Genomic DNA, 17,645 nt, shown 5'->3' with positions numbered 1-17,645 from the left:
TTGTAGAGCCAAACCCGTCTTGGACCTATTGCCGCCCAAACCCGAATGTGTGGGAGCGGCGCCCCGCCGCGAACCAGAGCGAGACGTATTGAAAAGCTTCGCCCCGAGGCAGGGCTCCTGCGAAAGATCGCTTCGGGAGCCCTATCCAAGCAGCATCAGTCTTAGGCCAGGCTTTTACTCACCACTTCATAGACATCGCTGGACAGCTCACCCGAGGCGAGGATGCGCTCAAGCTCGGCCTTCATCAGTGCCTGGCGCGCACTGCCGTACTTGCGCCAGCGGGTCAGCGGCGCCAGCAGGCGCGAAGCGATCTGCGGGTTGAGGGTGTTGAGGGTGATCACCTGATCGGCGAGAAAGCGATAACCCGCCCCGTCCGCCTGGTGAAAGTTGATCAGGTTCTGGTTGGCGAAGGCACCGATCAGCGCACGCACCTTGTTCGGATTCTTCAGGGTGAAGGCTTCGTGCTGCATCAGCGCATGCACACGCTCCAGACCACCGGGCAGCGGGCAGCCGGCCTGCACGCTGAACCACTGATCCATCACCAGCGGATTGTCCTTGAAGAAGTCGGCGAACATGGCCAGGGCCTTGCTCTGCTCCTCCTGGAACGGTGAGTTGACCAGCACGGCCAAGGCCGCCAGGCGCTCGGTCATGTTGTCGGCATTCTCGAACTGGTCAACGCAGGCCGCCAGCACTTCAGGCTTCTCGCTGAGCATCAGGTAGGACAATGCGATGTTCTGCAGGCTGCGGCGGGCGAAGTGCGCCGCCTCGGCCACATAAGGCGTGCCCTTGGAGACTTCGCGATTGGCCTGGTAGCGCGCCCACAACGGAGCGAACAGCGCGTCAGCCAGCGCCTTGCGGGCGAACTCACGGGCGGCGTGAATGGCCTCAACATCGGCCACCTCGCTGATCTCGGTGAGATAGGCCTCGCCTGGCAGCGAAAGCATCTCGGCAACCATGGCCTGATCCAGCGACTCGTCCTCGAGCAGGGTGCGCAGCGCGGCGACCAGGCGCTGATCCAGCACCAGGGCTTCGCCACGCTGGTGCTGGCCGATCAGTTCCTGCAGGACCTGCACGGACAGCTGCTGGCCGGCTTCCCAGCGGTTGAAGCCATCCGAATCGTGCTGCATGAGGAACATCAACTGGTCACGGCTGTAGGGGAAGCTGAGCTTGACCGGTGCACTGAAGCCACGCAGCAGCGACGGCAGCGGCTTCTCGGCAATAGCCTCGAAGGTGAAGGTCTGCTCGGCTTCGGTCACCGACAAAACGCGACTGGTGCCCTGCGCCGCGCTTTCGCCCTGCAGGCGCAGCGGCAGCTCGTTGCCTTGGGCATCGAGCAGGCCGAGCGCCACCGGAATCACGAACGGCAGCTTCTCGCTCTGCCCCGGCGTGGCCGGGCAGCTCTGCCGGAAGGTCAGGCTGTAGCGCTGCGCAGCGGAGTCATAGGCCTCGCTGACCTCCAGACGCGGCGTGCCGGCCTGGGTATACCAGCGCTTGAACTGGGTCAGATCGATACCGCTGGCATCCTCCATGGCCTTGACGAAATCGTCGCAGGTCACGGCCTGGCCGTCGTGGCGCTCGAAGTACAGGTCCGAGCCTTTGCGGAACAGCTCCGGCCCGAGCAGGGTGTGAATCATGCGCAGCACTTCCGCACCCTTCTCGTAGATGGTCAGGGTGTAGAAGTTGGAGATTTCCATGTACGCGTCCGGACGCACCGGGTGAGCCATGGGGCCGGCATCCTCGGCGAACTGGTGGGTACGCAGGTAGGCGACGTCCTCGATGCGCTTGACGGTGCGCGAGTGGGTGTCTGCGGAGAACTCGCTGTCGCGGAATACGGTGAAGCCTTCCTTGAGTGACAGCTGGAACCAGTCGCGGCAGGTCACGCGGTTGCCCGACCAGTTGTGGAAGTATTCGTGTGCCACCACGGCTTCGACGCGCTGATGCGCAGCGTCGGTGGCAGTCTCGGCCTTGGCCAGCACACAGCTGGAGTTGAAGATGTTGAGGCCCTTGTTCTCCATGGCGCCCATGTTGAAGTCGTTGACCGCGACGATCATGAAGATGTCCAGGTCGTACTCGCGGCCGTAGACCTCCTCGTCCCACTTCATCGAGCGCTTGAGGCTGTCCATGGCGTGCTGCACCTTGTCGATGTTCTCCGGCTCGACGTAGATACGCAGCGCCACCTCGCGGCTGCTCATGGTGGTGAAGCTGTCTTCCACGCACCAGAGGTCGCCGGCGACCAGGGCGAACAGGTAGGCCGGCTTCTTGAACGGGTCTTCCCAGGTTGCCCAATGACGACCGCCCTCCTCGCTGCCGCTGGCAATCGGGTTGCCGTTGGACAGCAGCACCGGGTAGGCATGCTGCTCGGCGCTGACCGTGGTGGTGAATGTGCTCATCACATCCGGGCGGTCGAGGTAGAAGGTGATCTTGCGAAAGCCCTCGGCCTCGCACTGGGTGCAGAACATCGTGCCGGACTTGTACAGGCCTTCCAGCGCGGTGTTGCTCTCCGGGTGAATGCGCACGCTGCTGTCGACCACGAAACGTTCCTGGGTCGGCTGCAGGGTCAGGTGGCTGTCGGTCAGCGTGTAGTCGCCCTCGCCCAGTTCGCGGTCATCGAGCTTGAGCTCCAGTAGCTCCAGTTGCTGGCCATCCAGCACCAGCTTGGGCAAGCCGGCACCCGCCTCGGGGTTGCGTCGCATGACGAGCTGCGCGTGCACCAGGCTGTGGTCCTCGAACAGCTCGAAGGTCAGGTGGGTTTCATCGATCAGGTAATCGGGAACCTGATAATCCTTGAGATAGATGGTCTTGGATTGTTCGGTGCGCATGGCTCTTGGCCTCTCGTCTGCGGCGCGCCGGGCGCCGGTGGCAATCAGGTATCAGGCGGCGATCTCGTGGACGGCCAGCTGATAGGCGGTGTACTTGCGGATATTGATCACGCCGGTGTCGAACATCAGGTACTGGCCCTTGATGCCGAGCAGAGTACCTTCGGCCAGGGGCTGCTTGTCCAGATTGAAACTGGTGATCTTGGCCGGATAGGCCTCGATGGGATAACGAATCTCCAGCACGTCGGCTGCGCTCAGCGGCTGGATGGCTTGCAGGCCGAAGCGCTGCTGCAGCTCGGTGATGCCCGAACCGCAGCTATCGAACAACTGCTCGCGAATGGCCAGCAGATCGACCGGCACGGCGTCGCCCTTGAGCAGCGCGCGCCAGTTGGTTTTGTCCGCCACCTGGCTACGCAGCAGATCCTCGACGAAACCGGACTGCTGCCGGGTGGCCACGCGCAGGATGGGCAACGCCTGGGTCGCACCCTGGTCGATCCAGCGCGTCGGCACCTGGCTGGCACGGGTGATGCCGACCTTCACGCCACTGGAGTTGGCCAGGTAGACGATGTGATCGGTCATGCAGAACTGCTCGCCCCAGCTCGGTTCGCGGCAGGTACCGGCGTCGTAATGACACTTCTCCGGACTCATGATGCAGACGTCGCATTGCGCCAGTTTCTGCATGCAGGGGTAACAATAACCCTGGCTGAAGCTGGTCTTGGTCTTGCGCCCGCAGTGCGTGCAATGGATGGCACCGAGGTATTCCAGGCGCAGATGCTTGCCCACCAGCGGGTTGACCGGCACCTCTTCGTCGCCAAGACGGAAGGCGTACTGCACCGGCGCATCCAGATGCGCCCTCATCTTGCTCAGCGAGCCACGTCCCAACTCGCTCATCAGTGCAGGGTATCCGAGGATTTGAACAACAGGTTGGGTACCGGCTCGGATTTGCTGCTGCACTCCTGCGGGCCCATGTAACCGGTGCGCTCTTCTTCCGGCAGGTTCTGCATTTCCCAGGCGATCATCGCCTGCAGGCTGAGTTCTTTCTGTTCCTGAGTCAGCTTGCGGCCATCCGGCCACTTGCCGATTTCCACGGCCAGCTTGAGGCTTTCGTAGATTTCCGGGGTGATGTTTTCAATCGCATCGAGAAAGGACAACATACAGGTCTCCAAATAAATCACTGGGCGGGTGAAACCCGCCGAAACGCTGAAGTGGCGGGTTTCACCCGCCCTACAGGCCAAGATAGTCAGTTCAAGCACCTCGTCTGGCCAGCATACCGCCAAGCAGCCCGGTCAGGCAGCCGGTGAGCAAGCCGCCGACATGCGCGGCATTGGCGATGGCGCCGAACTGCAATAACTCGAAGATGCCGGTCATGCAGATCAGCAGCCAGGCCAGCATCATCACCAGCACGCCAGGCGGCAGCCGATAGGCAGCGTTCGGTTCCAGCCGCTGGTAGATCCAGCAATGCCCAAGCAGGCCGTAAAGCACGCCGGACAAGCCACCGAACAACGACGGCCCGGCCCACCAGTATTGGGCGAAGTTCGATGCCAGGCCGAACAGCAGGGTCAGCCCCAGCAGGCCGATGGCGCCCTGGCGAAACTCGATGCGCCGCCCCAGCTCCCAGTACCACAGGCTGTTCATCGCCAGATGCAGCCAGCCGAAGTGGATCAGCATCGGCGTGATCAGACGCCACCATTGACCGCTGCCCAAGGTGGCATCCAGATAGGTCAGGTAGATGTGCTCACCGTCGAGACGAAAATCGACGAAACTCAGCCAGCGAATGGTGGAAAAGTTCTCGCCCGCTAGGGTCACCGCGAAGACGATGAAGGTGGTGAGCAACACCAGCGCCGTGACCGGGCTGCGCCGTAGCTGAGTAGTGAAACTCTCGCGTACAGGGGCGACGTTTGGTGGCAGTTCTCCACTGGCGTCGCCCTGCGGGTGACGCGCGTACAGTTCACGCACCTGCTCCGCAAGCTCCTGCCCCGGCACCCACAGCACCTGCTCGCCGCCCTCTTCCGCCACCCGGTGCGGCACGTTCAAGCGCTGCAGCAGAGCGACGAAACCACTCAAATCGCTATCCAGCGGCACGCGCAACACAACCACTGCCGTCATCGCGGCGCCTCCAGCGGGTCGACATCGACCCAGACGAATTTACCCGCATCCAGACGTGCTTCCTGATCCAGACGATATGCCACCAGGCGGCCACCGACCACCGCGCTGTAATCCAGGCAGGCCAGGTTGGGCCTGATCGGCGCCGGTTTGCCACGCCGCCAGTAATGACCGACGAACAGCAGCGGTTCGTGCGCGCCATACCTGAGCAGCTCATCCTTCTGCAGTTCGGTTAGCGGCGTCTGCGCAGCCATCTCTGGCAATGCATCGGGCTGGAAGACGATATCGCCGTAGGTCTGCGGATCCTCTTCCCAGAATTTGGTGCGAAAGTACGAGCGAGTGAAGCCGTCACCGCTGGTGAGCGTCAAACCATGAGGCAACCGCATGTCGGTCCCGCGCAACAGGCGATCGAGCGACATGTTGGCGAAGCTGCCGGGCACGGCAGAGGCCTGCAGGAAGTGTTCGTCGATGCAGCCATCGGGAAATTGCGCCTTGAGCGGAGTGATCAGCTCGTCATCCCAGCAGGCGTGAACGACGCGAAAGCGTCCGGCATCGATGAACAGAGGCATCTCGTAGAACCAGCGCAGGAATTCACGCCACTCCTGCGAATGATCCTCGAACTGCGCCAATGTCTCGCGCATCAGGCGCTGGTGCCGTGGGTTGTGCTCGCGCACGTACTGACGGCCACTGCCCGGCGGGGCAGGCGTGCTCCAACCCAACGCATTGAACTCGTGGTTGCCCATGATGCACAGCGCCTGGCCGGCGCGAACCATGTCGTGCACCAGATGCAGGGTTTCGCGGATGCCCGGGCCACGGTCGACCAAGTCACCCAGGAAGATCACCATGCGCGTCGGATGGCGCCACACGCCACCCTGGCGGCTGTAACCCAGCCGCTCGAGGAGACGTTCGAGGGTTTGTGCACAACCGTGGATATCACCGATCAGGTCATAGCCACGATGGGGGTCGAGGGACATTCAGTCCTGCCCTCCCAGGCGGCTGCCCCATCCGAGCTTGGTGCGGCAGACCTCATAGTAGTTGTGATCCAGCGGATGGATCAGGCGCAACTTCTGCGCCTTCTTGGCCACATGCAAGGTATCGCCCGGTGCACAGGTGAAGTGGTTCTGGCCGTCACAGGAGACTTGCGGATAAATGGTCATGTCCGAGGACACCACCACCTTCAGCTCACTGTTGCCGTCGACCACGATGGGGCGGCTGGACAGCGTATGCGGGTACATCGGCACCACCACGATGGCATCGAGCTTGGGATGCATGATCGGCCCGCCAGCGGACAGCGCATAGGCGGTCGAGCCCGTGGGCGTGGCGACGATCAGGCCGTCGGCCTTCTGGCTGCAGACGAACTGGCCGTCGATATACAGCTCGAACTCGATCATTCGCGTCGACTTGCCGGGGTGCAGTACCACGTCGTTGAGCGCGTCGCCCTGGCCGATGGCTTCGCCCTGGCGGCGCACCTCGGCTTCGAGCAAAAAGCGATTCTCGGTCAGGTACTGGCCTTCGAGCACCTGCGCCACCTTGAGCTCCAGCTCGTCAGGGCGAATATCGGTGAGAAAGCCCAGGCTGCCACGGTTGATTCCCAGCACCGGCACCTTGTGCCGCGCCAGGGCGCGGGCGGCACCGAGCATGCTGCCGTCGCCACCGACGACGATCACCAGGTCGCAGACCTCGCCAAGCATCTTGCGCGAGGAGGTTTGCAGGCCGTGCCCCGGCAGCACGTCGGCGATGGTGTCCTCGAGGATCACATGCAGGTGGCGGTCTATCAGAAAGCGCTTGAGTCGCCGCACGGTTTCCAGCACCCGCGTACTACCCAGGCGCCCGATGATGCCGACATTGCGAAATTGCTCCATGGGACTCCCGCCAGACAGATAAGAAACGAAGAGGGATTATCGGCCAAAGGCCAGGGCGGCAGCAAACCAGCACTGTTACTGGGCTATGCTCGGGTCATGACTGCTCCCGACTCGCTGCACGATCTGCTGCTGGGCTTGCGTACCCCGGCCGTGCGTGACCTGGCCTGGGCGCTGTTCTCCCCCCCTATGCTGGGTGAGACCACGAAAGTCCAGCGCCATCCGCTGCAGGCCAGTTGCTGGACGCGGCAACCGCAGCGGCTGGCTGACTGGCTCGTTCAGCAGGACAACGACGCCGGCGGCCTGCACGCCTGGCTGGCCGCAAAACCGGTACGCCGCCTCGGCCTCTACTATGAACGCCTGTGGCAGTTCGCCCTGCATGCTGCGCCAGATGTCGAGGTAATCGCCGCCAACCTGCCGATCCGCCAGAACGGCCAGACCCTGGGCGAACTGGATCTGCTGCTGCGTGACGACGAAGGTGAACACCATCTTGAATTGGCGGTGAAGTTCTATCTCGGCACGGACGGCAGCAATGCCGCTGACTGGCTCGGCCCGGGCAGTCATGATCGGCTCGATCTGAAGCTGAGTCATCTCGCACAGCATCAACTACCCCTAGCTTCGCGCCGCGAGGCACGGGGAGCGCTGAACGACCTGCAACTGGGCGAAACCCGATCCGCCTTCTGGCTCGGCGGCTACCTGTTCTATCCCTGGCCCGACGACTCCTCCCCGCCTCGCGGCGCCACGCCCGAACACTGCCGGGGGCGCTGGCTGCATCAGCGCGACTGGAATGACTTCGCCGCGACGAAGCCAGGCGCGCACTGGCAGCCGCTACCGAGATTGGCCTGGCTGGCGCCGGCGCTGGTGAATGCCGATGAGGTCTGGTCCGATGAAATGCTGAAACAGTGGTTGAGCACGTTGCGCCCGGATGCTCAGGCGCAACTGCTGGTGCGACTGGAGGAGGATCATGCCGGAGATTGGCGAGAGGTCGAGCGGATCTTTCTGGTCAACGATCAGTGGCCGAGACAGTCGTAGCCCGGACTTCATCCGGGCTGGGCTTGCCCCAAAGCCTGCGCCGATCAACGGCTGCGTTCGGTACGCCCGCCGGAACGTGCCAGATACCCTGCACCGCTTTCACAGAGCAGCGCATCGCGTTGCACCGCCGGCAGGGCATCCAGACCACCGCGCAAGGCGTAAACGCTGTACCCCAGTTGCGAGAGCAGAAACACCGCGCCGCTACTGCGCTTGCCGCTGTCGCAGTAGCACAGGTAGGTGCGTGACCGGTCCAGCAGGCGTGCCTTCAGACGCAACAGCTGCAGCGGCATATGGAGCGCTTGCGGTGCATGCGCCTTCTCATACTCTTCCAGCAGCCGCACATCCAGCCATTGCGCGCCCTGCGTCAGCAGCCTGGCGCCCTCACCCAGCGATACCTCAGCTACCACCGGTGCCTTGAGCAGGGCAAAGAAATCCTGACGATCCAGACGCAGCACACTGCCGGCCTCGACCATGGTCACCGTGGCATTTCGCGGCCGATCGGCAAGCAGTGCCTCCTCGCCGAAGCAGGCGCCAACCTCCAGCTCCGCCAGTACCTGGTGCTCGCTACCAGCGCCCCGGATCACCTCGGCGCGGCCGCTTTCCAGGAAATAGCAGCAATCGCCAGTGGCACCCTCTTCGATGATCTGGCTGCCAGCCGCCAGTTCGACTTTCTGCAGGCGAGCGAGCATGTTCTGCATGTTGGCCGGCGGCACCTTGGCAAACAGGGGGTTTTCCAACAGCCGCTCAAGCCACTCGACATCGGTGCCACTCTGCTGCAGCGCCAGCAACAGGTCCTGATGTGCAAGACGCCAGGTCAGCAGACGATCGAGCGTGGCACTGTCGATCATCAACACGCTGACATCACTCAAGGCACGGGCGTCATGCAATCTGGGCAGGCCGGGTGACAGGGGATGGCAACTGATCTCGCTGCCGGCCTGCACCGTCTGCGTCCTGTCCTCGGCATCCTGCAGCTGCAACTCGCCGGCCAGCAGATAACAGGTCAGACGCGCCTGATCGCCCTGGCGAAACAGCAGTTGCCCGGCCAGCAGGGGCTGCGGCACCAACTGGCTACGCAACTCGCGCCACTGCTGCTCGGAGAGCGCGTTGAGCGGCGTCAGGCTGCGCAGTTGTTCGGGGGTAAGGGGTTCGCTCATGAGGATTTCCAGGCTCCGCTGGTCAGACCTGAGTGTAGTCGGCGCTGGCGCCCATCAACACCCGCCGCCCTTGCAAGCCGCCAGTATGAATGAATATCAGCCTACTGCCGCGCGCAAGTTGACCACTCTTGCAGAAATCGCGCAGTGCCATGAGCGCCTTGCCGGTATACACAGGATCCAGCGGTACACCGCTGGCCTGCTCGGTTTCCAGAATGAACTTGCGCAGTGGCTCGTCGAGGCGCGCAAAACCGCCGCGCGCGGCGTCGATCAGTTGGTAGCGACGCTCCGGCGCCCCGGCCTCGTTCAGCAATCTGGCGACCTGAGTGGCGACACCATGGTCGCCCGGTACCGCCTGTGCGCCGAATATGCTGCGCCGCACCTCACCGAGCAACAAACCGGCCAGGGTGGTGCCGGTCCCCGTAGCCAGCCACCAGGCATCGAAATCAGACCAGCCGATATCCGCCAGCTGCGCTTCGGCCATCGTCACCAGGCAGCTGCAACCTCTGGCGCCTTGAAGACCCAGACCACCCTCGTCGACCGCCTGAAATCCCGCATAGCGAGCGAGCCAGGGCGCCCAGAAATCTGGCTGATGGCGCGCACGGTAACCGCCATAACCCAGCCAGTGCAGCGCCATGCCCATGCGCTGCAGATCATCGACGGTCGGGGTCTGCTGCGGTTCACCACGCAACAGACCAACCGTGGCGAAGCCGAAACGCCGGCCAGCCGCTGCCAGCGCATGCAGATGATTGGAGTGTGCACCACCCAGGCTGATCACCCCCTGCGCGCCGGCCGCAGCGGCCTGTTCAAGATAGGGCGCGAGCTTGAACCACTTGTTGCCAGACACCTGTGGATCGACAAGATCCAGGCGCAGACAGGCGAGCTCGATGCCAGCGGCCTCGAGCCAGCCCAGTTGCAGAGGTTGTAGTGGCGCCTGAGGGCGCCAAGGGGGAATGCGTATGGGCAAGATCAGCCGACAGTACGCAGACGGCTACTGGCCTTGTGCCGCGCGCAGCAGTTCGAATCACCCAGATTGAAACGGCTGGGCGTATCGACACGGTCGATGGGAATGGCGCAGCGCTCGCCACTGGACAAGGATGCGTCGCAGCTGGGCTGCTGATAATGCGCCAACCAGTGACGATACTGCTCTTCGGAAACGAAGCATTTGCCCGCGGCGTAAGCCATGGGGTTGTCCTGATAGCGGGCGACATCCTGCAGAGGAATGGTCAAGTGCCCGGCGCCGGGGTGGTACACCACGAACACCACGCCAAGCTTGGCCAGACGATCCAGCACCTGGTCAGCGCCCTGACTGGCGAATGCATCGCGCTCTCGCTTGAGGCGTTCGATTTCCGCTTGCAACTGGGCATCCAGCTCGTTGCGATAGGCCAGTTCGACGTCGCGTATGGCGATCTGCTCCTTATACTCCGCCACAGCCGCAACGACCTTGGCGCGCATTTCTCCCTCGAACTGCGCGCGCAGGATATCGCCCTCGGTACGACCGTGACGCTCGAGCGCACGCAGTTGTTGAGTCATGTCCTCACGGCTGCTCTGGAAGCTTTCGGCCTGGGCGGCCAGTTGCGCCTTGAGGTTGGCGTTGAGTTCCTCCTGCTGGCGCAGCGCCTGATGCAACCCATGGATCTGCGCCTGCAGATGCTTGCTCTGCTCCTCGCTGGCCAGTTTGAACTTGGCCAGTTCGTCTTCATGCTGCTGGGCCAGGCTGGTGATACGCAGGCGCTGCTGCTGAATCAGCTGCGCGGTCTTGGCACGATGTTCATGATCCATCTTCTGCGCCAGTTGCTCGGCCACTTCCTTGGCCGGATCGGGCGCATACCATTTGTCTTCGGAAGCTACCTGCAAACGCTCCGCAACCACCGACTGGGCACTGTCGTCTTCGATCAAGAGCCCGAGTTGATTGCGTTTGACTGCATCGCGCAGCAATACCAGATCATTCTGAGCGGGTGCCAGGCTGGGGTCCCACAGATGCATCTGGTGCCAGGAAACCGGACACTGGCTGCGACAGGCCAGGCGAATCGGCCCGGCGCCCAGGTCCGGGCCACGGCCGGCACGTTCGGCCAGGTGTTGCAGGGGAATGTTCCAACCCTTGTCGGGGCGACCGTCCTCGTCGAAATCCAGAAAAAAGAATACCGCCGCCCTGACCAGCAGGCGCGGGTTGATCACCACGAATACCGCGCGCATCTGTTCGTCGGCGAACTCGGGCATGTTCACTACACCATCGAGCAATGCTTCGAACTCAGGGAACATCATCTGTTTGCAGATACCGCGTTCACTGAAGAACATCACGGCTTCCACCATCTGCGGCTTGTTCTGCATGCTCATTGAGGACCCTCTGGACCAACCGGGAATACGCGCGCGCATAGTCGCGTGCCAGAGCAGCGCATACTCTGGCACTGATATCGTCCTTGATATCTGAGGCAAGTCTAGGGGAAAACCCGACCACAGCAATGTGACTGGGTTGGCACTCACTCTGCGATCCAGGCCGAATAGACCACCGCTTAGCGCAAAAATGTGACAAGGCCGAAAAGTACGAAAGCGGCCAGCGACCCGATCCGGCGGGATGAGCCCTCGCCTGCCAAGCACGGCAAGACCGGCGGATTCTTGCTTTTTACCCCCCCACCACATAAGCGGATTTTCGCCTACTGCAGTCAGCATGAGTGGATCCGCCCGCTCTAGACCGGTGGTCCGACAACCTGGCACGTCACCTGCTCTGAGACATGCAAGCCCGCGCGCCTGTCGCGTGGTCGGACTGATAAAAAAGACAAGAGGTCAGCCATGTTCCGTCACTACTTCACTGCCAACCCTCATCCCTCAATCCGCTTCGCGGGTGCCTCTCCCGGCACCAGAAAACTGCCTGCGCACCACTGACGCAGCCTTAGCCAAAAAATAACAATAACGGAGAATCCCCATGCACTTAGCCAAGCGCCTTGGCCTGCTTGCCGCTGCCGCGATTTTGGCCAATAGCCCCAACGCTCACGCCGATCCGACCTCGATCAACATCCTCACCGGCGGCACCAGCGGCGTTTACTACCCACTGGGCATGAGCCTGTCCGACCTTTACAGCGAGCGCATCGCAGACTCGACCACCAGTGTGCGGGCCACCAAGGCATCGGTGGAGAACCTCAACCTGCTGCAGATCGCCCGCGGCCAACTGGCCTTCGCCCTGGGCGACTCCGTTGCCGATGCCTGGAAAGGCGATGAAGAAGCCGGCTTCAGGGCCCCGCGTGACCGCCTGCGCGCCATCGCCGGGATCTACCCGAACTACATCCAGATCGTCGCCAGCAAGGCATCGGGGATCACCAGCCTGGAGGATCTGCGCGGCAAACGTATTTCCGTCGGGGCGCCGCGCTCGGGCACCGAGCTCAACGCCAGGGCCATCTTCAAGGCTGCGGGTCTCAGCTACGCGGATATGGGCCACGTCGAATTCAAGCCCTACGCCGAATCGGTCGAGCTGATCGAGAAAGACCAACTGGACGCCACCCTGCAGTCGGCCGGCCTGGGCATGGCGGCGATTCGCGACCTGGCCGAACGCGTGCCAATCACCTTCGTCGCCATTCCAGAGCAAGTGGTGTCACGTATCGGCAGCAGCGCTTATCAGTCAGGCACCATTCCTGCTGGCACTTACAAGGGCCAGGCCAACGACGTGACGACGGCGACCATCACCAACGTTCTGGTCAGCCAGACCAGCGTTTCCGACGCCGTGGCCTATCAGATGACCCAGTTGCTCTTCGAGAACCTCGACAGACTGGCCGAAGCGCATCCAGCCGCCAGGGACATCAGACTGGAACGGGCGACCAGTGGTCTGCCGATTCCGCTGCATCCTGGCGCGGAGCGCTTCTATCGTGAGGTGGGCGTTCTCAAGTAGAGCGCCCCTCAGCCCTTGGCGGCTGCGAGAAAGGGCGCCAGGCGCTGCGCCATTTCCGCGCCGAGCGCCTGCAGCCCGCTCATCGGGCGCACCATCACCTCGAACTCGACGATTCGTCCCGAGTCGTCGAAGCGAATCATGTCGATGCCCTTCAATTCGCGCCCGCCTACCTTCGCGGAAAACTCCAGCACCACGCTGAGGCCATCGGCAGTAGCCAGTTCGCGGTGATAGGCGAAATCCTCGAACACCTTGAGCACGGTATTGAGGATCAGATTGACCACCTGCGCGCCCGGATACGGCGTGTGCGCCATGGGCGAACGGAACACCGCCTGAGGGTGCAGCAACTCGGGCAAGGCGCTCAGGTCCTTGGCGGCGACGAACTGATGCCAGCGTTCGAGGCTGGCTGCAGCGGCAGGTTGTAGCTGGACATCGAGAGCCATCGGCTTCTCCTTGTTGTTGTCAGGCCAGAAATAAAAAGCCCCGCACTAAGCGGGGCGTTGCATCGATCAGAGTTCGGCCGCCAGGCGCGAACCCTGGTTGATCGCCCGCTTGGCATCGAGCTCGGCGGCGACATCCGCACCGCCGACCAGATGCACACGCTGGCCGGCGCTTTCCAGACCTTCCTGCAGCTCGCGCAGCGGGTCCTGACCTGCGCAGACGATCACGGTATCGACCGGCAGCACCTGCTCTTCACCACCGGCGATGCGGATATGCAGGCCGGCATCGTCGATCTGCACGTACTCGACGCTGTTGAGCATCTGCACGTTCTTGTTCTTCAGACCGGTGCGGTGAATCCAGCCAGTGGTCTTGCCCAGGCCATCGCCGACCTTGGATTTCTTGCGCTGCAACAGGAACACTTCACGCGCTGCCGGGTGCGGATGCGCCTCGACGCCCGCCACACCACCACGCGCCTCAAGCGCGGTATCGATGCCCCACTCCTTCCAGAACTCATCACGGTCGAGGCTGGTGGCCTTGCCCTGGTGCGTGATGAACTCGGACACGTCGAAACCGATACCGCCGGCCCCGATCACTGCGACCTTCTGTCCGACCGGCTTGCGCTCGAGAATCGCATCCAGGTAGCTGATCACCTTGGCATGCTCGATACCCGGAATATCTGGCGTACGCGGGGCAATGCCGGTGGCCAGGATGATTTCGTCGAAGCCGCTCTTGAGTAGATCGCCCACCGACACACGGGTGTTCAGGCGCACGTCGACGCCCGTGGTTTCCAGCTTGCGCTTGAAGTAGCGCAGGGTCTCGAAGAACTCTTCCTTGCCCGGCACGCGCTTGGCCACGTTGAACTGGCCACCGATCTCGCCGGCGGCGTCGAACAGGGTCACGTTGTGGCCGCGCTCGGCGGCGACGGTGGAGGCTGCCAGGCCGGCCGGACCGGCGCCGACCACAGCGATTTTCTTCACCGTGGTGGTGGGGATGTAGTTCAGCTCGGTCTCGTGACAGGCGCGCGGGTTGACCAGGCAACTGGTCAGCTTGCCGCCGAAGGTGTGATCCAGGCAGGCCTGGTTGCAGCCGATGCAGGTGTTGATCTCGTCCGCGCGGCCTTCTGCCGCCTTGTTGACGAAGTCCGGGTCGGCGAGGAATGGGCGCGCCATCGACACCATGTCGGCATCGCCCTCGGCCAGTACCTGCTCGGCGACTTCCGGGGTATTGATGCGGTTGGTGGTGATCAGCGGGATCGACACCTCGCCCTTGAGCTTGGCGGTGACCTTGGTGAAGGCCGCGCGCGGCACCTTGGTGGCGATGGTCGGGATGCGCGCCTCGTGCCAGCCGATACCGGTATTGATCAGGGTGGCGCCCGCCTTTTCGATGGCCTTGGCCAGCAGCACGATCTCGTCCCAGGTGCTGCCACCTTCCACCAGATCGAGCATCGACAGGCGGTAGATGATGATGAAGTTCGGCCCGACCGCCTCGCGCACGCGACGCACGATCTCCACCGGCAGGCGCATGCGGTTCTCGTAGCTGCCGCCCCAGCGGTCGGTACGCTGGTTGGTGTGGGCGACCAGGAACTGATTGATGAAATAGCCTTCCGAACCCATGATCTCGACGCCGTCATAACCAGCCTGCTGGGCAAGCGCGGCGCAGTTGACGAAGTCCTGGATCTGCTTCTCGATGCCCTCCTCGTCCAACTCACGCGGTTTGAACGGGTTGATCGGCGCCTGAATGGCGCTCGGTGCAACGGACTTGGGGCTGTAGGCATAACGCCCGGCGTGCAGGATCTGCATGCAAATCTTGCCGCCGGCCTCGTGCACGGCCTGGGTGACGACCTTGTGCTTCTCGGCCTCTTCCACCGTGCTCAGCTTGGCCGCGCCGGAATACACGCCGCCCTCTTCGTTCGGGCCGATACCGCCGGTGACCATCAGACCGACGCCACCACGGGCGCGCTCGGCGAAATAAGCCGCCATGCGCTCGAAGCCACCCGGCTTCTCTTCCAGGCCAGTGTGCATGGAGCCCATCAGCGTGCGGTTGCTAAGCGTGGTGAAGCCGAGGTCGAGCGGGGCCAGCAGGTGCGGGTAACGAGCAGTCATGGAATTCTCCACATCGCGGTGCAGTTCACGGATTGCCGCGGTCTCATGGTCACGCGGTCGGTTATGGAGCCAGACGATAAAGAGGCTTCCAGCCATGCTCAATGATCAAAACTAACAAGATAATGACCAAAACTAGCAACAGATATTGGCAACGCGGCTCGACCGACCTAACCTGCACCGCAATCAAGCCGAAAAAACCAATGCGCCTACTGATCACCCTCCTACTCGCGCTCGCACTGCTGACCGGTCTCGGCAGCTACGCCCACTGGATCGAGCAGCGCCCCAGCAGCCATTACCTGTCCGACCTGCGCAGCCAGGTCGCGCTGGATATCGGCGAGCCCGGCACACGCGGCAACCTGCTGGGCATCCAGCCAGAACTGTTCGCCGCCGACTACCAGAGCCTCGCGCGCCTGCGCCTGAAGCTGGCTGCCTACCTGGACCACGCCCGTGACCTGGGCATGCTCAACGAACGCACCGTCGTCGTGCTGCCCGAACATATCGGCACCTGGCTACTCGCCGTCGGCGAGAAGCAAGAGCTCTACCGCGCCGCCGAGCGCCGCCAGGCCATGCGCTGGCTGGCGGCGAGCAATCCGCTGGACTTTCTCGGCGCACTGTTCAGTGCCGAGGGCGACGCACGCCTGGACGACGCCATGCTGCGCACCAAGGCCAAGGCCATGGCGCGCGACTATCAGCAGCTGTTTGGCGATCTGGCCCGCGATTACCAGATCACCCTTGTTGCAGGCTCCATCGTCCTGCCCGAGCCTCGCATAGAACGGGGCCACCTCGAAGTCGGTCGGGGGCCGCTTTACAATGTCAGCCTGGTATTCGATCGGGCCGGCAGCCCGCAGGGCCAGCCACAACGCCACGCCTTCAGTGCCGGCGCACTCGCCACCGAAGCACCGGAAGCACTGCAGGTACTGGAAACCCCAGCAGGCCGGCTTGGCGTACTGCTAGACGGCACTCTCGACCAGTTCCAGGCAAAGGCAATCGATGGCAAGGCGGTAGAGCTGCTGGCCATGCCCAGCGACCTGGATGGCCTGAAGGACGACGCCGACTTCACCGAACAACTGCAGGCCCACGGCATTCGCGCGGCAGTGAAAGTCCACCTGCGCGGCCGATTGTGGGAGCGTAGCGGTCAGCCCCAGGCAATGGTGTTCGATGCAGGACGCAGCGAACGAGCCGCTAGCGAGCGCGGCGCGCAATTGATCAATCTATGGCTATAAAAGCATCGCGTGTTCGCCTCGGCGATCTCTCCGTCGGCTTCACTCAAGCGCTGGCCGACGCACTGCGCGAACAGGGACAGCGCCCCGAACCCCTGTTCGAGCAGTTCGGTCTGGATGCCGCACGCCTGAGCGAGCCGCGCGCACGCCTGTCGATTCCACGCTTCATGCGCCTTGGTCATAGCGCCATTGCCCTGTGCAGCAATCCCGCGCTGGGGCTGGAAATGGGGCGGCACAGCCGCCTCAGCCAGGTTGGTCTGGCCGGCATCTGCGCCGCGCAGGCGCCCGATCTACGCGAAGCGGCACGCACCCTGACCCGCTTCGAGCCGCTGTACGCCGCCAACTATCGCGGCCGCTCGGGCTTACGCGAAGATGCCCGCGGCGCCTGGCTGCATTTCTATTCCATCAGCCCGTACAACGCCTACAACCGTTTCGTGGTGGATTCGGTGCTGGCCGGTTGGCAGACCAACCTGAGCCAGGTGGTCGACCGCTCCATCACCCCGGAGAAAGTCGAGATCGAATTTCCCGCACCGGACTATGGCGAACGCTACGAAGCGCTGTTCGACTGCCCCGTGGAGTTCGCCTCCAGCGCCAATCGCCTGCGCCTGAGCAACGACATCCTGGCCTTGCGCAACCCACAGCATTGCCCAGGCACCTGGCAGCACCTGCTGGAGCTGTGCGAACGCGAACTGGAGCAGCTGACCCGCACGCGCAGCCTGCGCGAAAGGGTCATACAACTGCTCGGCCCGCTGCTGCACGGCCACGAGCCGGATCTGCAGGAAGTGGCGCGCAGCCTGCAGCTGCCGAGCTGGACACTGCGGCGCAAGCTGGCCGAGGAAGGCACGCAGTTTCGCACCATCCTCAATGACACCCGCCGCGACCTGGCCATGGCCTATATCCGCGATACCGAACTGGCCTTCGGCGAGATTGCCTACCTGCTCGGCTTCGCCTCGGCCGAAGCCTTCCAGCGTGCCTTCAAGCGCTGGCTCGGGCAAACACCTGGCGACTACCGCCGCGCACAACGCAGAGCGAACTGATTGCACG

The 17,645-nt window shown here is 63.2% G+C and carries 15 protein-coding genes; 4 read left to right on the top strand and 11 right to left on the bottom strand.

The genetic code is table 11. The features are described from left to right. Positions 1-161: 161 nt before the first annotated feature. The 6 genes from pepN to H3221_RS18310 form a co-directional block, all read right to left on the bottom strand. A complete protein-coding gene (gene pepN / locus H3221_RS18335) occupies positions 162-2,819 on the bottom strand; it encodes an aminopeptidase N (protein ID WP_196475255.1) in 2,658 nt (885 codons plus the stop codon). Positions 2,820-2,870: 51 nt separating this feature from the next. Next, positions 2,871-3,707, bottom strand: coding sequence for a DUF2797 domain-containing protein (locus H3221_RS18330; RefSeq protein ID WP_196475256.1), 837 nt, complete (start codon positions 3,705-3,707; stop codon positions 2,871-2,873). Continuing rightward, positions 3,707-3,970, bottom strand: a complete 264-nt coding sequence (locus H3221_RS18325; RefSeq protein ID WP_196475257.1) for a YeaC family protein — start codon at positions 3,968-3,970, stop codon at positions 3,707-3,709. Before H3221_RS18325 ends, H3221_RS18330 begins: the two co-directional genes overlap by 1 nt. Before the next feature lie 91 nt (positions 3,971-4,061). Next, positions 4,062-4,922 (bottom strand): rhomboid family intramembrane serine protease, encoded by an 861-nt coding sequence (locus H3221_RS18320; RefSeq protein WP_196475258.1) that lies wholly within the window; start codon positions 4,920-4,922, stop codon positions 4,062-4,064. Continuing rightward, on the bottom strand, positions 4,919-5,893 hold the full coding sequence (locus tag H3221_RS18315) for a metallophosphoesterase (RefSeq protein ID WP_196475259.1): 975 nt from the start codon (positions 5,891-5,893) through the stop codon (positions 4,919-4,921). The genes H3221_RS18320 and H3221_RS18315 overlap by 4 nt, the downstream gene beginning before the upstream one ends. Further along, positions 5,894-6,781, bottom strand: coding sequence for an NAD(+) kinase (locus tag H3221_RS18310; RefSeq protein ID WP_160017516.1), 888 nt, complete (start codon positions 6,779-6,781; stop codon positions 5,894-5,896). It lies immediately after the preceding gene. A gap of 96 nt (positions 6,782-6,877) precedes the next feature. On the opposite strand from H3221_RS18310, the gene H3221_RS18305 reads away from it, so the two are divergent. Beyond that, a complete protein-coding gene (locus H3221_RS18305) occupies positions 6,878-7,810 on the top strand; it encodes a DUF1853 family protein (RefSeq protein ID WP_196475260.1) in 933 nt (310 codons plus the stop codon). 44 nt (positions 7,811-7,854) lie between these two features. On the opposite strand, the gene H3221_RS18300 is transcribed toward H3221_RS18305, so the two are convergent. Genes H3221_RS18300 through H3221_RS18290 form a run of 3 tightly spaced genes read right to left on the bottom strand, consistent with a single transcriptional unit; the run spans position 7,855 to position 11,298 of the window. Beyond that, complete coding sequence (locus tag H3221_RS18300; protein ID WP_196475261.1) at positions 7,855-8,964, bottom strand: cyclic nucleotide-binding domain-containing protein; 1,110 nt, start codon at positions 8,962-8,964, stop codon at positions 7,855-7,857. Positions 8,965-8,986: 22 nt separating this feature from the next. Then, positions 8,987-9,928, bottom strand: a complete 942-nt coding sequence (locus tag H3221_RS18295; RefSeq protein ID WP_196475262.1) for a 1-aminocyclopropane-1-carboxylate deaminase/D-cysteine desulfhydrase — start codon at positions 9,926-9,928, stop codon at positions 8,987-8,989. A 2-nt stretch (positions 9,929-9,930) separates the two neighbouring features. Further along, complete coding sequence (locus H3221_RS18290; RefSeq protein WP_196475263.1) at positions 9,931-11,298, bottom strand: coiled-coil domain-containing protein; 1,368 nt, start codon at positions 11,296-11,298, stop codon at positions 9,931-9,933. Positions 11,299-11,884: 586 nt separating this feature from the next. Here H3221_RS18290 and H3221_RS18285 point away from each other — a divergent pair. Further along, on the top strand, positions 11,885-12,841 hold the full coding sequence (locus tag H3221_RS18285) for a TAXI family TRAP transporter solute-binding subunit (RefSeq protein WP_196475264.1): 957 nt from the start codon (positions 11,885-11,887) through the stop codon (positions 12,839-12,841). Positions 12,842-12,849: 8 nt separating this feature from the next. Here the strand turns inward: H3221_RS18285 and H3221_RS18280 are convergent, their stop codons facing one another. Beyond that, positions 12,850-13,281 carry a nuclear transport factor 2 family protein gene (locus tag H3221_RS18280; RefSeq protein WP_196475265.1) on the bottom strand — a complete coding sequence of 144 codons (432 nt, stop codon included), beginning with the start codon at positions 13,279-13,281 and terminating at the stop codon, positions 12,850-12,852. Between the two features lie 66 nt (positions 13,282-13,347). Continuing rightward, entirely contained in the window at positions 13,348-15,381 is a 2,034-nt protein-coding gene (locus H3221_RS18275; protein ID WP_196475266.1) for an NADPH-dependent 2,4-dienoyl-CoA reductase, read from the bottom strand. Positions 15,382-15,581: 200 nt separating this feature from the next. Between H3221_RS18275 and H3221_RS18270 the strand changes: the two genes are divergently transcribed. Beyond that, positions 15,582-16,604, top strand: a complete 1,023-nt coding sequence (locus tag H3221_RS18270; protein WP_196475267.1) for a carbon-nitrogen hydrolase family protein — start codon at positions 15,582-15,584, stop codon at positions 16,602-16,604. Next, positions 16,595-17,638: an AraC family transcriptional regulator gene (locus tag H3221_RS18265; protein WP_196475268.1), complete on the top strand. Its 1,044-nt coding sequence runs from the start codon at positions 16,595-16,597 to the stop codon at positions 17,636-17,638. Before H3221_RS18270 ends, H3221_RS18265 begins: the two co-directional genes overlap by 10 nt. Positions 17,639-17,645: the final 7 nt, after the last annotated feature.

It is taken from the genome of Pseudomonas chaetocerotis, assembly GCF_015712105.2.
GTDB lineage: Bacteria > Pseudomonadota > Gammaproteobacteria > Pseudomonadales > Pseudomonadaceae > Aquipseudomonas > Aquipseudomonas chaetocerotis.
The sequence above is the reverse complement of the archived record's forward strand: the minus strand, read 5'-3'. Positions and strand labels throughout refer to the sequence as shown.

Excerpts from the sequence above, each read along its gene's own strand:
- pepN (WP_196475255.1), bottom strand. The coding sequence starts at position 2,819 with ATGCGCACCGAACAATCCAAGACCATCTATCTCAAGGATTATCAGGTT.
- H3221_RS18330 (WP_196475256.1), bottom strand. The coding sequence starts at position 3,707 with ATGAGCGAGTTGGGACGTGGCTCGCTGAGCAAGATGAGGGCGCATCTG.
- H3221_RS18325 (WP_196475257.1), bottom strand. The coding sequence starts at position 3,970 with ATGTTGTCCTTTCTCGATGCGATTGAAAACATCACCCCGGAAATCTAC.
- H3221_RS18320 (WP_196475258.1), bottom strand. The coding sequence starts at position 4,922 with ATGACGGCAGTGGTTGTGTTGCGCGTGCCGCTGGATAGCGATTTGAGT.
- H3221_RS18315 (WP_196475259.1), bottom strand. The coding sequence starts at position 5,893 with ATGTCCCTCGACCCCCATCGTGGCTATGACCTGATCGGTGATATCCAC.
- H3221_RS18310 (WP_160017516.1), bottom strand. The coding sequence starts at position 6,781 with ATGGAGCAATTTCGCAATGTCGGCATCATCGGGCGCCTGGGTAGTACG.
- H3221_RS18305 (WP_196475260.1), top strand. The coding sequence starts at position 6,878 with ATGACTGCTCCCGACTCGCTGCACGATCTGCTGCTGGGCTTGCGTACC.
- H3221_RS18300 (WP_196475261.1), bottom strand. The coding sequence starts at position 8,964 with ATGAGCGAACCCCTTACCCCCGAACAACTGCGCAGCCTGACGCCGCTC.
- H3221_RS18290 (WP_196475263.1), bottom strand. The coding sequence starts at position 11,298 with ATGAGCATGCAGAACAAGCCGCAGATGGTGGAAGCCGTGATGTTCTTC.
- H3221_RS18285 (WP_196475264.1), top strand. The coding sequence starts at position 11,885 with ATGCACTTAGCCAAGCGCCTTGGCCTGCTTGCCGCTGCCGCGATTTTG.
- H3221_RS18280 (WP_196475265.1), bottom strand. The coding sequence starts at position 13,281 with ATGGCTCTCGATGTCCAGCTACAACCTGCCGCTGCAGCCAGCCTCGAA.
- H3221_RS18275 (WP_196475266.1), bottom strand. The coding sequence starts at position 15,381 with ATGACTGCTCGTTACCCGCACCTGCTGGCCCCGCTCGACCTCGGCTTC.
- H3221_RS18270 (WP_196475267.1), top strand. The coding sequence starts at position 15,582 with ATGCGCCTACTGATCACCCTCCTACTCGCGCTCGCACTGCTGACCGGT.
- H3221_RS18265 (WP_196475268.1), top strand. The coding sequence starts at position 16,595 with ATGGCTATAAAAGCATCGCGTGTTCGCCTCGGCGATCTCTCCGTCGGC.